This is a genomic window from Stieleria varia (assembly GCF_038443385.1).
GTDB lineage: Bacteria > Planctomycetota > Planctomycetia > Pirellulales > Pirellulaceae > Stieleria > Stieleria varia.
In genome coordinates, this window is record NZ_CP151726.1 from 9,624,365 (window position 1) to 9,639,657 (window position 15,293).

The 15,293-nt window shown below is 56.0% G+C and carries 12 protein-coding genes; 8 read left to right on the forward strand and 4 right to left on the reverse strand.

From position 1 onward, the window contains the following. Nucleotides 1-52: 52 nt before the first annotated feature. Nucleotides 53-979, forward strand: coding sequence for an SHD1 domain-containing protein (locus Pla52nx_RS32520; protein ID WP_231742690.1), 927 nt, complete (start codon nt 53-55; stop codon nt 977-979). A 262-nt stretch (nt 980-1,241) separates the two neighbouring features. Next, the gene (locus Pla52nx_RS32525) at nt 1,242-2,897 is read left to right on the forward strand and encodes an alpha/beta hydrolase (RefSeq protein WP_146523045.1); all 1,656 of its coding nucleotides are present in this window, start codon (nt 1,242-1,244) and stop codon (nt 2,895-2,897) included. A 240-nt stretch (nt 2,898-3,137) separates the two neighbouring features. Here the strand turns inward: Pla52nx_RS32525 and Pla52nx_RS32530 are convergent, their stop codons facing one another. The 4 genes from Pla52nx_RS32530 to Pla52nx_RS32545 form a co-directional block, all read right to left on the reverse strand. Then, the gene (locus Pla52nx_RS32530) at nt 3,138-3,851 is read right to left on the reverse strand and encodes a DUF4339 domain-containing protein (RefSeq protein ID WP_146523044.1); all 714 of its coding nucleotides are present in this window, start codon (nt 3,849-3,851) and stop codon (nt 3,138-3,140) included. 77 nt (nt 3,852-3,928) lie between these two features. Further along, a complete protein-coding gene (locus Pla52nx_RS32535) occupies nt 3,929-4,651 on the reverse strand; it encodes a CAAX prenyl protease-related protein (RefSeq protein ID WP_146523043.1) in 723 nt (240 codons plus the stop codon). Between the two features lie 8 nt (nt 4,652-4,659). After that, nucleotides 4,660-6,252 carry a hypothetical protein gene (locus tag Pla52nx_RS32540; RefSeq protein WP_146523042.1) on the reverse strand — a complete coding sequence of 531 codons (1,593 nt, stop codon included), beginning with the start codon at nt 6,250-6,252 and terminating at the stop codon, nt 4,660-4,662. A 53-nt stretch (nt 6,253-6,305) separates the two neighbouring features. Continuing rightward, nucleotides 6,306-6,914: a hypothetical protein gene (locus Pla52nx_RS32545; protein WP_146523041.1), complete on the reverse strand. Its 609-nt coding sequence runs from the start codon at nt 6,912-6,914 to the stop codon at nt 6,306-6,308. A 284-nt stretch (nt 6,915-7,198) separates the two neighbouring features. Between Pla52nx_RS32545 and Pla52nx_RS32550 the strand changes: the two genes are divergently transcribed. The 6 genes from Pla52nx_RS32550 to Pla52nx_RS32575 all read left to right on the forward strand — a co-directional run bounded on the left by Pla52nx_RS32550 (nt 7,199) and on the right by Pla52nx_RS32575 (nt 15,243). Beyond that, the gene (locus tag Pla52nx_RS32550) at nt 7,199-9,136 is read left to right on the forward strand and encodes an ATP-dependent helicase (RefSeq protein WP_146523040.1); all 1,938 of its coding nucleotides are present in this window, start codon (nt 7,199-7,201) and stop codon (nt 9,134-9,136) included. A gap of 322 nt (nt 9,137-9,458) precedes the next feature. Continuing rightward, complete coding sequence (gene rimI / locus Pla52nx_RS32555; RefSeq protein ID WP_146523129.1) at nt 9,459-9,935, forward strand: ribosomal protein S18-alanine N-acetyltransferase; 477 nt, start codon at nt 9,459-9,461, stop codon at nt 9,933-9,935. Between the two features lie 138 nt (nt 9,936-10,073). Then, nucleotides 10,074-10,628 carry a Uma2 family endonuclease gene (locus Pla52nx_RS32560; RefSeq protein WP_146523039.1) on the forward strand — a complete coding sequence of 185 codons (555 nt, stop codon included), beginning with the start codon at nt 10,074-10,076 and terminating at the stop codon, nt 10,626-10,628. An 18-nt stretch (nt 10,629-10,646) separates the two neighbouring features. After that, on the forward strand, nt 10,647-12,398 hold the full coding sequence (locus Pla52nx_RS32565; protein ID WP_197455045.1) for a hypothetical protein: 1,752 nt from the start codon (nt 10,647-10,649) through the stop codon (nt 12,396-12,398). Between the two features lie 144 nt (nt 12,399-12,542). Continuing rightward, the gene (locus tag Pla52nx_RS32570) at nt 12,543-13,112 is read left to right on the forward strand and encodes an ECF-type sigma factor (protein ID WP_197455044.1); all 570 of its coding nucleotides are present in this window, start codon (nt 12,543-12,545) and stop codon (nt 13,110-13,112) included. Further along, nucleotides 13,102-15,243, forward strand: coding sequence for a protein kinase domain-containing protein (locus Pla52nx_RS32575; RefSeq protein ID WP_197455043.1), 2,142 nt, complete (start codon nt 13,102-13,104; stop codon nt 15,241-15,243). Before Pla52nx_RS32570 ends, Pla52nx_RS32575 begins: the two co-directional genes overlap by 11 nt. Nucleotides 15,244-15,293: the final 50 nt, after the last annotated feature.

The window sequence follows — 15,293 nt, forward strand, 5'->3', positions numbered from 1 at the left end:
CGACTTGCTAGAGTAGAACCCAGTCAATCCGCCTCGATTCTGGATTTCTTTCATGCAACGACTCTTGCCACACGTTTTGCTTTGTGTTCTCTCGCTGGCCTGGATGCCGCAACTCGCCAACGCGAGACAATGGTCCAGCACCAACGGTGCCTACACACTCGAAGCCGAGTTGATCGCTTTCAATGACACAACCGTCGTACTGCGTCGGTTGAAGGGCAGCCTCGTTGCCGTCGAACTGGCCGAGCTTTCCGACGCCGACAAAGAGTACGTCCGGTCAAAAGAGGCCGCCGAGCAAACGGAAAAGGAATCCAGCCAACTGCAAACTTGGACCTCGGCGAGAGGCCTGAAGGTACGTGGCAGGGTGTTGGCGTACGGCAGGAAACAACTGAACGTTCAGCGACAGCTCGGCAAGGTGATGATCAATGATCAGCCCTTTGACCGACTCAGTGATCTTAAGAAAACCGTGGTATTGCGTACGCTCTCACATCTGGAGGGCACCGAAATGGACAAAACCGGCCTGGAAAAGTGGGCCCGGACGTTGGGACCGAACATCAAGAGCTACCCGCTGGAGGGCGTGTTGATGGAACTGGAAAGCGGAGACGTCATCGGCGTTCCGTTCTTTCTCTTTTCACCCGAGGACCTGGCCATCCTGGAGCCGGGATGGAATCAGTGGGTCGCGCAAACGGCAGACGAAGAAGCCAGGAGCCGCGAAGACTTGCTCGTTCAATCCCAGGCGGCGGAGTACCATCGTGACCGCCAGCAGCAACAACAGATGGAGATGTTGAAGCTGGAAATGATCGGGCGTGCGACCGGCTTGATCAAGGTCTGGGAAGTCCTTTTGGAACCCGCCGGAGTGGCCTACGGTCGCCGCATCGTTGTTCCTGTTCACGCCAATGATAGTGAGACCGCTTCCCAGATGGTTTTGCAACAGTATCCAGGCTACAAGATCATCGCGGTGAAACGTTCCCGCCGACTGTAGAGACACGTAGCCGAGCCTCACCGAGGCTCGGAGTTTCGCGTCTCGGGGGACGTGCGGTAAACAATTGTCGCTCGACTTTCCAAGTCGATAGCGTTCTCCACTGTACGTTGTCGACTCGGAGAGTCGAACGACAATCCGCAAGCGGTAACTTATTAATCGCACGTCCCGAGAGACGCGAATACGTGAAGTCCAGCGACTGTCGATCGCACGGAGTGTCATTCGCTCCGCATTCCACCTCCATTGAAAGAACGAACGGTCACCAGTGAAAAAACGAGTCAAAGAATACTGGAGATCGTTCTCCTTCGTCGGGCTCACGATCGCGACGGTTTTCTTTTCCATCTCAGTTACCCCTTCACTGCTGCCCCGCAACTATCTGTTTCAAGGATTGCTTTCGGGTTTTTCGATCGCAATCGGCTACGCCCTCGGTGTCGCTTCGGTTGCCCTCTATCTATTTCTGGAACTGCGTCAGCCGAGCGGTCGCATCCAACTCATCTCAAAACGCATCACGGTCGGCGTGGTTGCGATCGTTTTCGTGACATTCCTGTGGCGAATGACCTATTGGCAGAACTCGATTCGCGAGTTGATGGAGATGCCACTGCTGGAGACGGCATATCCCTATCGAACCGCCGCGATCGCTCTCCTTTGGGGAGCCTTGCTGGTTGCTGCCGGGCGACTCTTTCTCGCCGCATGTCGCTACGTCGCGACCAAGCTACAAAGTTTCCTGCCACGACGCATCGCGTTGGCATCCGGCTTCGCTCTGGTTGCCTTTCTGACGTTCTTTTTGACCAACGATCTGCTCGCGGTCGGCTTGCTGAATGTTGCCGATTCGTTTTTCTTGAACCTGGATGAGCATGCGGAAGAAAGCGAGACGCAACCCTCACGCGAGTTGCAAACCGGCAGCACAGAGTCCCTGGTCGCATGGCAATCGATTGGTCGCCAAGGGAAAAGCTTCTTGGTCGATGGACCGACACGCGAACAAATCAGCGAATTCTTGGGGCGAGAGGCAAAGGATCCGATTCGTGTTTACGTCGGCATGCGTTCGCGTTCGACACCTGAGGAGCGTGCCGAGTTGGCGTTGCAGGAATTGATACGAGTGGGCGGCTTTGATCGCTCGGTACTGATCATCGCAACACCGACTGGAACCGGATGGCTGGATCCCTCCGCGGTCGACACCGTGGAATACCTTCACGGTGGCGATACCGCGATGGTCAGCACCCAGTACTCGTACTTGCCCAGTTGGATCACGATCTTGGTCGACCCTCGACGATCGATCGATTCCGCAGTCGCGCTTTTTGACGAGATTTACGGCCACTGGAAGACGTTGCCCAAGGACTCTCGCCCGCGTCTTTACTTGCAAGGCCTGAGCCTCGGTTCACTGGGCTCTGAGATGTCGGCGGACATGTACAGCATCTTTGAAGATCCGATTGACGGAGCTTTGTGGAGCGGTCCTCCATTCCCGAGTGCCCATTGGCGTCAGGCCGTCCGCAACCGAAACGAAGGAACACCGATCTGGATGCCCGAGTTTCGCGACGGTCGCATGTTGCGATTCACAGCTCAGGAAAACCATTTGGATTCCGGCAAGGCATGGGGACCGATGCGAAGTGTTTACATTCAATACGCAAGTGACCCGATGGTCTGGTTTTCCCCCGAGCTTGCCTGGAGTCGACCGGAGTGGCTCGGCGATGAGCGTGGACCAGACGTTTCTCCACAATTGCGTTGGTATCCCTTAGTGACTTTCCTGCAAGTCGCTTTCGACCTGCCGATGGCGACCACCGTTCCGATCGGATACGGACACAACTACTCGCCATCCAGTTACATCGACGGTTGGATCTCCGTCACGCAACCGCCACAGTGGGATCAGAACATGACTCGACGTCTGAAGACCATGTTCGCGGAGCGAACGGCCCCCAAACCATGACGCGTGCAAGAGTGAATCGCGATCCAGTTGCGTTTGACCCGTAGCCGAAGGCGTAGGCGGAAGCGTAGGCGGAAGCAGCGTCTGAGTTTGCGGTGTAATCCGGTTGGTTGCGGCGATGACGCCTGCGGCTAGTCGTTAAACGACGTCCACTGCCACCTCTCCCAGCTGCGCCGGGGGAGGTGACTGAAACTTGCGGATCGCTGCTTGATCACAACCCGAATTCCTAAGACAGACGCTCATTCAACCGCGGGTTGCCACCACGATCAATACGACCAGCAAAACGATGGCAACGGAGGCGAGTCCCGCGATCATCATGCCACGTTTGGCCGTTCGTTCGCGGCGTGTTTTTCCCAAGTCGTTCGCACCCGAGAGGCGTTGAACCTGGGACTCGTCTTCGATCGGTCGGTTCAATGGATTCTCGGTGACCTTCTTTTGAGGCCTCGACGAACTGCGACGCGAAAACGGGGTGTCTTCATAGCCAAACGTTTCACCCGCCGACGGCAACGCTTGAGCGAGTTCCGGTAACACTTCGCTTGCTTCCCGCCACTGGGGCCAACCGTCTCGCCAAAGCAACGATTTGGTCGCCACACGACCTTCGTCGATCCATTGCTGCAAGACATCTCCCGTTGCCGGACCATACTGACCGCCGCTGGGAGGTCGGACGTACCAATTCGCGGTGGGGTCACCCGAGAGCAACTCCAGAGAGCTGATCGGGTGAGAGGATGCCCGTTGTGTACTGCTGGTTTCCGTCTGGCTTTGCTTGCTCGCCGGCTGCCGTGACGTGACATCTCCCGTGCCATGATCGGACGGATCCGCCGGCTGGGAGGTTGCGGCGTCGCGGAGCGGAATACGAAAACGAACACGGCACGCGGGACAGATGCCACGCTTGCCAGCGAGTTCCTGTTTGATGTTCAGTGCTTTACCACACGCGTGGCAGGCGAAGTGGATGCCCATGAGACGTCAGAGTGCGGGACATGAAAACGGAGACGAGAACTTAACGAACACTATAGTCCAACCCTCCGCCTGACGCGTCACCACAGCTCCCAGTGGCCCGCCCAGACGATGTACAGGCCGAGAATCAAGTTGGTGACAGCGTGAGCTAGCACGCAATTCCAGAACCGGTTGGTTCGGACCATCAGCCAAGTTACCAACGAAAACCAGACCGCAGCGGCAAAAAACTCCGACGGATGCGTTAACACCCCGTAACCGGTCCCGGCAATCAATCCGGTCCATCCAACCGATTTCAAAGGTAAATATTCCCATTCACCCTGATCGACCGCTCGCATGAAGAATCCCCTTAGGAACAGCTCCTCTGCAATCGGGACGCACACCACCAGCAACGCAAAGCGAAAACCCAGGAAGGCGTACAGGCTGCTTGCCTCCGGATAGGCTTGCCAGGGATCCAGTCCACTACGTTGCCCCAACAGTGATTCCGAAAACCCCAATGCGGCGGTCAACTGCGACTCGATCCCCCATCTACACAGTGCGATCCAAATGACGCCGCCGATCACGCCGACCAGCAGTCCCCAATGGTCGACTCGGAGGGGAAAGACATTCAGGATGGTTTTCGCGAACAAACCGATCGCGCATGCCATCGCCACGACACGAATCACGTTCATCCACAGGAACGGCATGGGGTCGATGCCGCTGGGACCGTCAACGCGTTCGTGCGGAACGATCGCGCTGATGAAAAAGAACAACGCGATCGGCAAGCACATCGCGAGCAAGATCGCGTGCGTTCGAATCCACTGCATCGAGGCCCTCAGTTGACCGAGGGATCAAGTTCGCGGGCGTACACCGCCAAGTTGGTTTCAAAGGTTTCGGCTTTGATTTTGAACTCCGGATTGGCATCCGTGTAGCGATTGCAGTGATCGACCAACACGCGATACAGAAATCGAAACAGGTGACGCGGCACACGCAAGGATTGGAATGCCGAGATCATTCTCTGGTAATCCAAATCGGATTGAAACAGATCCTTGGGTTCTGGCGAGCGTCCCTGATCGGCACACGCCATCATGCGTGCACGCGCCAAGTCGTACAACGATTCGCCGGTCCATTGAAACGACGGGATGACGTTTTGCTTGTCCAGACGCGCACGTTCGTGAAAGTCACGTGACTCTCGCTCCATGTCGCGATGCAACTCTTGCGGCAGCATCATCTTGAAACCCAAGCCGGGATGTTTCAGCAGCTTATTGTCCAGGATCGGCCAAACAAAACGCCGCATCAACTCGGGCTTGCCGCCGGTCATGTGGGGCTCATCGACACGGTCCATCAACACGATCGTCCCCTTGTAGCCTAGACGATCCAGCACCGACTGAAGCTTGTTAAGCAACTCATAACGATCGTCGGTTCGGTCGTAGCGGGGCAACGGTTGACTAGCGAGTTCTTTGTCGGGAATCCAGTGCAGAACCTTTCGCATCGAACCGATCTCGCGACGCCCGACTCGCATGTGACGCCGAATGCCCATCGCGGCCCATTGGCACTTGGACAGCCGAATCAAATAGGGCGCGGCACCGATCACGATCAACAACGGGGCGACCCACAGGTAATCCCAAACGGTCGACGGAGCGTCACTGACCTGTTCCTCCGTCGCGGTGTCCTCGGCCAACATTGACGCCATTTGGACTTGCGGTTTGGCAGCGCCCGCCTGAACGTCCTGCGGCTGTGTTTCTCCGCTGCCGCGTATCATCAACCAGAGGAACAACAACAACACGGCGACCGCCCAAACGGCGGCGAACCATCCGCTCGCCTTCGCCATGAAATTGCCATACCGCAAATGTTTTCGCAACGAATCCCAACGTCCGGTAAAGGATGAATCGTTGGATTGGTCGTAGCAAGCGGCCAACAGCAACAGGTCCCGGGATGCGGTGCGATCCAAGTTTCGCAATTGCTGTTTATCCAGGTCGCTGCCGTTCTCATCCGTCTTGAGCACTTGATCAACCAATTGCGTCACGCCCAAGCACAGGATGGAATCCATGTGGTCCCACAAACGCCACGCATCGAGCACGCGTTCAGGTTTGCGAGTGGTGCGACGACTGAGTCGTTCGCAAAAATGGTCCAAGAAGGGATTGAAATCGTCGTAGCGAATCACATACACCCGCTTGCCCGGGTGTTCGTCGTTGTACTGGCGCAGATGACGATCGATCTGCAGTCGCATCGCCGTTTTTCCAGAGCCCTTGGGGCCAAAGATCATTGCCGTCGAAGGTTCACTGGGATCTCCGTAGACTTTATCCCAGATCGGATGATAAGCGCTGCTGATGCAGTATTCTTTGAATACTGGATCGGTCTGCGCGTCTTCTTCGGCGAACGGGTTGCGAACAATCCCGTGGTGTTCCAAGAAACTCTGAATGTTCATGACGTGTGCTTCGTGCGAGGGTCAGGCCAGTGGTGGGTAGAACCCGACGTCGATTACTTTTCGATCGACTTGATCATCTTGACGAACGCTTCGTGATTGTCGGCGATGACTTCCGCAGGCCCGATCAACTTCACAAAGAACGTTCGGCCTTTGGGTTCGACAAGGATCGCACCGGCCATCGCGTAGTTTTCTCGCTGGACGACTTTGCCACCAGAAAAGGGGCCACCGCCCATCGACTCGGCATAGGAACCTGAGACGTCGACCATGTGGACCGTCCAGTCGCCGATCTTCATCTCTTTGACTTTTTGAGCCTCTGGATCACCACCGCTGAACTGGCCCTTCCAACGTTTGATGTTCGCTTCGACACCGCCGCTGGCGCCCATCATGGTCAGACGTGCCGGGCGGTCGACTTTCTTGCTCGTCGCTTGGAATTCGTGATCGATGATTCGGCTTTGGCGTTCGGCGCGTTTGAATTCCGCGGGAACGGTCAGACTGCCGATGCCAAAAACATCCACCGTTTCGGTCTTCGCCTCGGCTTCGACCGCCGCGTCCTCGGCGGCCACCGGTACGCATGCAATCAAGGCCAACGTGGCAACGGAAACACCGTGGATCAACAGACTGCGAACAGCAGTTCGGCGCGATATGGTACTGATCAGACGCATGGAAAGCTCCTGGATAGTGGCTGGGATGCTTGCAAGGAAACGGACACCGAAGGGCTGAGGAGAGTCGCGAATCGTCTCTCCGTGCCGATCGGGAACGTTCTACTGTAGTACCATTACTCTACTGGATCGATCAGTGGTTCCGAATAGGCCCACAACTGGTGGGAATTTCACCAGATTCGCATGGTCTGGCTGGTCGATCAGCGGCCAATGTCCTTTCCGCATCGCCGCGCCGCTCGTAAGCTGACAGTGGGAAAACGCGACACCATTTTGCGGGAACGCCAGCGATGGAGCTGAACGAAGGTCAACGAAAAGCAGCCGAATTCGCCGGCGGCCACGCCCTGGTGCTTGCCGGAGCGGGGACAGGCAAGACCAGTACGATCGTCGCCCGGGTCGCTCATCTGGTTCAATCCGGGGCCGATGCGCGGCGTTTGTTGCTGCTGACGTTCACCCGTCGCGCCGCCCGCGAAATGAAGTATCGCTTGAAAAGCCAAATCGGCGCGGCCGCCGATGCCATCGCTGCAGGCACCTTTCACAACTTCTGCCTCAGCTATCTGCGTCGCTGGCCCGATCTGTTTCAGTGTCCCGAGCTGACGATCATCGATCGCGACGACCAACTGCAATTGATGAAGCTGGCGAGAGCGACCACGATCGGCACGGATGCAGCATTCCCCAAGCCGGCCGACTTGGTCAACTACTCCTCCTACGCTCGCAACACCAATCGTGGCATCAAAACCTATCTGGTCGAGTTCACCGATCTGGATCCCGATACCGTCGCTCAAGTCCAAGCGGTCTTGAACAACTACACCGATCGCAAACGCGAATGCCGCTATCTGGACTACGACGACATCCTGCATTTCTTTGCTCGTCGACTGCACGGCGATGCGGTGGTCCGACAAAAACTGCAATCCCGCTACGATCACTTGCTGGTCGATGAAATGCAGGACACCAATCCGTTGCAGTGGTTGATCCTGGACGGCCTTCGTGATCCAGCCAAACTTTTCTGCGTCGGCGATGACGCACAAAGCATCTACGCGTTTCGCGGTGCGGACTTTCAGAATGTTCACTCCTTTGCCGAGCGTGTGCCGGATTCAACGACGCTGAAACTGAATGAAAACTACCGCTCCACTCAAGAGATTTTGGATCTGTCCAACTGGCTGTTGAATCAATCACCGTTGAAATACGACAAAGAGCTACGGTCGGCACGGGGACCTGGAATCAAGCCGGTCTTGCTGGAGGTTGATGATGATTTGGAGGAAGCCGATTGGGTTGCGACCGATCTGATGGATCGCCACAACGGCAATACACCTTGGCGTGACCACATGATCTTGACTCGCACCGCCTACGCGTCGCGCAGTGTCGAGGCCGCCTTGATCGAGAACGACATTCCGTATCGCTTCGTCGGTGGAACGACGCTGTTGGCATCGGCGCACGTCAAGGATTTGCTGAGCATGCTGCGTGTGATCGACAACGTCACCGACCAATTGGCCTGGATGCGGTTTCTGATGCTGTGGCCGCGGATCGGCGAAAAGACGGCTGCCAAAGCCATCGACGGTATTCTGCAACTGACCAACATCGCCGATGCGGTCAAGCTGCTGCGGAAACGCTTGGCCGATAAACAAGAAATGATTGCAGCGATCGAATCCGTGATCGAGACTTGGCAGAAACCTCGTGAGGCCATCGAAACGGCGTCCAAGGTACTCGGCAAGATTTTGGAAAAAAGATACGACGACTGGGACCGCAGACTGAAGGACTTTGCGCTGCTGCAACGTTTGGCAAGTAAGCACGAGTCGGTGCGGTCGTTCATCGAAACCTACACGCTGGACCCGATCACGGAATCCGAAGCCCAGCGACAGGATGCCGATGACTTGGTCACACTGATCACGGTCCACAGCGCCAAAGGAACCGAAGCGCCGGTTTGCTACTTGATCGGTGTCGCGCCGGGCAACTATCCCCACGCCCGCAGCATCGGAGACGACGCCCAGGAAGAGGAAGAGCGTCGCGTTTTGTATGTCGCGATGACGCGGGCAAAAGACGAGTTGATCATGACCGGCACCATGCGTTCGCACGGTGCTTTTGTGCCGCACCAAAACCGTCGATGGACGTCCAGTGGCTCCAGTCAGCCCTACTTCCTCAGCAATTTGCCCGATCATCTGGTCACAACCGATACGCAAATGCTGTCCGACGATTTCGACGACGAGATCATCAGCTTTCGCGACCGATAAGCTGCCGGAAGCGGCTTTGGCAATGGCCACCGTGCCTCTCTGGACCTTTGTTTTCCGGCAAAACACAAAAAAAACCGAGGGTTCACCCCATCAACCATTCTTGGGACGCTTTCTGTATTGGTACGGCAGAGACCTTTTGCTAATCTCCCGATCCAGGGCCAACGGAAGGCCTGAATGACCCGTCACTGATACACCTGATCTTCGGTTTCATACCCTGTCGTGTTTGCTGACAATCGGGTGCGGGAACTGTGTCGATTTGCTGGAAAGGAGTCCAGAAGTGGAACAAGCCAAACAAACCTCGGTCGGCGTGCATATCCGTTGGATGATTCGACGAGACATGCCAGCCGTGCTCGGGATTGAACAAAATTGCTTTGAATTTGCGTGGACGGAAAAGGACTTCATCCGCTGCTTGCGTCAACGCAACTGCATCGGCATGGTGGCCGAAAAGGACGATGAGATCGTGGGGTTCATGATCTATGAACTTCACAAGAATCGTCTGCATATCCTGAACTTCGCCGTTCACGAGAAATGCCGTCGTCAAGGTGTCGGCAACGCCATGTGCAGCAAGCTCTTTGGCAAGCTGTCCCATGAGCGACGCAATCGAATCATGTTGGAAGTCCGTGAGACGAACTTGGACGCCCAACTGTTCTTCAAGTCACTCGGATTTCGAGCGATCTCGGTCCTGCGAGACTTCTACGACGACACCGTCGAAGACGCCTACCTGATGCAGTTCCGCTATCAACCCAGCGCCGAAGAACTCACCGCCCCGCAAAACCGCATCTCGCGGCTCGCCGGCTGAGACACCCTCCGGCTTCATTTCGCCACGCGGCGTCTACCACCGCCGCGTCGGCTGACCGCCTGACGTGCCACTTAAACGTGTCATTTCAGGTCGAGTCGATGCTATAATGGTTCGAACCTGTCACAGGCGAATCAAACCATGAGCACTTCTCTAAGACTGACGGTTAGCGAATACGACGAAATGGTCGCCAAGGGCGCTTTCGATGGTCTGAGCCAAAAGATCGAATTGATCGAAGGAGAGATTCAGGCGATGAACCCCGCCGGTCCGAGGCACGATCACGTCATCGAGTTTTTGAATCACTGGTCCGTCAACAACACGGATTTCAATCAGATCCGCGTGCGGGTTCAAAGTGGCTTGAGTCTGCCAGATCAAGTCAGCCGCCCTGAGCCAGACGTCCTCTGGGTCAAAGCCGATCATCCGTCGGATCGTCATCCTATCGCGGCCGAGGTTCTGTTGCTAATCGAAGTAGCCGACAGCAGCATCAACTTCGATCGTCAGCGGAAAGCAGACCTGTATGCCAAGGCCGGCATCATTGAATACTGGGTCGTCAATGTGGGTGACGAGACGATGCACGTTTTTCGCGATCCCGCCGCGTCGGGCTACCAATCGATGACAACTCTCCGCTCCGGCGAAATGACATCGCCATTGGCCGCGCCGGATGCGAGATTAAAAATCGACAGTCTTTTTCAATAGCGAAACCTAGGATCTCCAATGAATCGCTCCGCACTAAGGTTCGCTTGGATCATCACTGTCTTATTGGCCGTCATGCTCGGCATTGCGTCCTACGGGATCACCGATGACGCCAAAACAGAATCCAGCCGACAAGTCCCCTTGGTTTATACGGTCGAGAACACCGGCGCAAACTTCCCCGCACCCGTGTTGCCCGCCCTTGACGATTTGCCGATCGTCGAGCCGCTCACGGATCCTTTCCTGTGGTCCGATGGCAGTGGTCGTGTCTCCTCGTTCGATCAATGGAGCCGTCGCAGAGCCGAAATCAAAGCGGAAATCGAACACTATGAAATCGGTGAAAAGCCTTCCCGACCAGAAAAGATCACAGCCAGCTACGAGGACGGAAAGCTGACCGTGAACGTGATGGTCGACAAAAACACGCTCACTCTGACCTCGCAAATCTCGCTGCCCGATGGCGAGGGCCCCTTTCCAGCTGTGATCGGAATCGGACGAGGATCAGGCAGCCTGCCAGCGGATATCTTTCAAAGCCGCAAGATCGCGATGATCGCCTATAACTTCAATCAAGTCATGTCGCACACTCAGCGACGTGGCAACGAACCGATCAACCAACTCTATCCGGAGTTGACCCAAATGGGAGCCTACAGTGCTTGGTCGTGGGGAATCAGTCGCTTGATCGATGGTCTGGAACTGGTGCAAGATGATCTGCCGATTGACTTGCAGCATCTCGCAGTGACCGGCTGCTCTTTCGCTGGCAAAATGGCTTTGTTCGCCGGAGCGTTTGATGAACGGATTGCGTTGACCATCGCGCAAGAACCCGGCGGCGGTGGCGCAGCGGCGTGGCGGGTTTCGGAAACACTTGGAAAGGTCGAAACACTCGGCGCGACAAGCCACGCTTGGTTCATGGAAGTCATGTTTCAGTTTTCAGGCAGCAAGGTCGCCAAGCTGCCGATGGATCATCATGAATTGATGACGATGGTGGCGCCTCGCGCTCTGTTGGTTCTTGGCAATCCGGATTTTGTTTGGCTGGCAGACGAGTCGGGCTACGTCTCTTGCCGCGCAGCGCATCAGGTTTGGAAAAAATTCGGCATCGGAGATCGATTCGGTTTTTCCATCGTCGCTGGCCATGGTCACTGCCAACTCCCCAACGAGCAACGTCCTGAGGTGGAAGCCTTTGTCGACAAGTTCTTGCTCGACAAGCAAACGGCCAATACCGACGTCACCATCAGCCCGTTTGAGGCGGTGGATTATCAACGCTGGATCCAATGGTGGGGCAAAAAGGAGCCCGTGTTTCCGCCGCGCGACATGACAGGATTCGAAACCATCAACATCGAAGCCGAAAATGCGACCGTCGGTTCGAATTGGGCGTTCGCGGTGGATGATCAGGCATCCAACGGTAAATATATTTCTGCCGAACCTGGCACCCAGAGCATTGAGTCGGCACCCTCCGATAGCGAAAGTTCGGTTTCGTTTGATTTCCAAGTGAACACGACTGGGAGCTATTCCATTTTCGCGCGATTGAACTGCCCCTCAGCGGACGACGATTCGTTGTGGCTCAAGGTCGACAACGGCGGCTTTACGATGCTCAACGGATTGGGAACACGTGGCTGGGACTGGGTCAAACTAGATGCACTCCCACTGGCGGAGGGCCAGCACACTCTCGCTATTGCCTTACGTGAAGACGGCGCCCAGCTCGACAAGATCATCATCACCAACGATCGCTACGCTCCTCGCGGAATGGGCCAACCGGCGACCACTGTTGGGGATACCAAATGAAGGGGCCGCCATCTCCTGGTCCGCCACAGGGGTTCAAATGTTCACATTTGGCGGTAGGATTTTATCGTGAATGCGACTAAAACAGGGTTCTGATGACCATCACGAGCTGCCCAGCGTGTCGGCAGCCACTTGGCTTGGATGAAAATGGATGAGGGAAACTCAATCGCCGTTTGGATCGACGCCGTGCGGCGCGGCGATGAGTCGGCCGCTGGAGAACTCTGGCGACGCTATTTTCATCAGTTGATGCATCTGGCAAGGTCCAGAATGCGGACACTTCCTCGCGCGACCTACGACGAAGAAGACGCTGCGATCAGCACGTTTCGCGTCCTCTGTCAAAAGCTGCAGGACGGCGACTATCCCGCAGTTCAGCGTCATGATGAGCTTTGGCGGCTGATGCTGACCATCTTGATTCGCAAAATCAATCGACGCGCCGAATACGAATCCGCCGACAAACGTGGTGCTCCCGCGACGGGCACCGATTTACCGGACCCCATTTCGGTGGAATGGATCCAGGCGGGCGTCTCCGATGAGTGCGAACACCTGCTGCGAAAGCTCGACGACCCCCACTTGGAACGGGTCGCTCTTTGGAAATTGGACGGATACACAGACGACGAGATCGCCAAGAAACTCAATCGAACTCGTCGGACCGTGCAACGCATGCTCCGTCTGATACGCGACATCTGGGAACACGAATTGGATGAGCATGACAGCTGACAGATTGACGATCGCGCAGCGCCGCAAACTACATCAGCTTTGTTGGGAATTCGAAGACGCATGGCGAGCCGGTTCGGCACGTCTGGAGGATTGGCTGGAAAAATCGTCGGTCGATCACGACGCCACACTCCAAGAATTGTTGGCCACCGAGATCGAGCTACGTCAGTCTTGCTTGACCCTCGCTGACACGCTGACCAAGTCGAGTGACCCAACGATTTCGACGTCAACAGATGACGTATCCATTGATGAGTATTTGACGCGTTTTCCCCAGCATGCTGCGGTTGTCAGGGCGGCCTTTGCCAGTGCCTCACAAACGAGCCAGAGTGATGCGTCGCCGTTTGCAAAGTTGGACGATGACGGTCGTTACGAGTTCATACACGAGATCGCCCGTGGAGGAGCGGGGGCCGTTTGGCGTGTCTTCGATCGCCACTTGCAGAGAGAGTCCGCGATCAAGGTTCTGCTGACTCAACAGAACTCGAACGAGATGCGACGACGGCTAGAGAACGAGGCCCGGCTCTGTGGCCGCTTGCAGCACCCGGGCATCGTTCCGGTTCATGAATTGGAATGGTTTGATAATGGGCAGCCATTCGTCAGCATGCGACTGATCGAAGGACACACGCTGGCCGAGCTACTCTCGGCAAAGACCATCGATCGGCAAGCTGCACTGCGATACTTTCAGTTGGTCTGTGAGGCCGTTGCTTACGCACACCAGAAAGGCATCATCCACCGCGATCTGAAGCCGAGCAATGTCATGGTCGGCGCGTTCGGCGAAGTCCAAGTCATGGACTGGGGATTGGCCAAAGAGATAGGCTCTGGTGAACAAGACGAAATCCGTTTTGCCAACGAGCATGCGGTCAAGCAGCTTGCTCGCAATACGATTGACCCAAATACAACGGCGACTGGCACCGTCCTTGGAACACCAGCCTACATGTCACCGGAACAAGCTCGCGGCCAGACCGAGAAACTTGATTATCGCTGCGACGTATTCTCGCTCGGTGCCATCCTTTGCAAAATCCTGACGGGATCATCGCCGTATGCACCAGACTCGGATGACACTCCGTTGCTACAGAGTGCGGGTACCGCGAAGCTGGACTCCGCTTACACTCGACTGCGTGCGGTGGACGCCGATCCGCGTCTCATTCAGATTGCATTGGAATGTTTGGCGTTGGAACCTGGCGATCGTCCTGCCAATGCCGGTCAGATCGTCGCTCGGCTCAGAACACTGGAGCAGGGCCGTGGATTTTCTAAACGCATTGTATTCGCAACGACCGCACTGTGCCTGCTGATCGGCCTGCCCCTACTGATCGCTGGTGCAGCTGCGATCGGCAAGCGTGATCCCGATCCGCTGATCCAGCCGACGACGCCCGTGCCCGCAGCCTCCACTGACTTGCGCTCGATGTGGCAAACCGCTGATAGCCTGTTGATCGATAACAAATTTGATGATGCATTACCCATTTATCAACAAATCCTCGTCGCTGAACCAGATTCTGCGCGGGCGAATTACTTTCTGTCGCACTGCATGTTTGAAACGGCGAGGTTCGTCGAAGCGGCTGACCTTCTTTCGCGGGCGGAACACTTGACTGAAGGCGATCCCCCCTTGGATGTCGTCCATCGCCATAAAGACAAGTACAAACAGCTTGCGGAGATTCAACGAAACTTTCCCGGCAGCATCGTCGTTCGTGAGGAGTGCCCTGCGGCGGAGTCCTTGGTACTAGCTGATTTCTGCAATCGGGTCGGACTGATTGAACCGGCGATCGCTCACTATCGGCACGCGTTTTCGCGACGAGGCGAACTACCTGAAGAAACACTCTATGAATCTCGATATCAATCCGTGATCTTCTTCGCCTGTCGGCATCTTTCGCGTCCCGAAGTCAGCGAGGAACAACGCCAACTCCTCTGCGAATTTTCGCTCGAAATGCTAGATCGCCATATGGATGATGCATTACGCTTGAAACGTGAGGGGATCTCTAAGCCGGTCGCGTGGAAATACCTGGTCGGCTTGCTCGTCGATGATTCCACCCTGGAGCCTCTGCGAAAGGCTTTGCAGGACCCCTCCATTGATGCGTCAATTCGTCAATCACTCGAAGCGATTTTTCATGAAGCGACGATCGCGTTCAAAGACGAAAACTGACTCAGTCCGTGTCGGCAAAGCCCCTATGTCACCCCTTCGATTTCACTGTG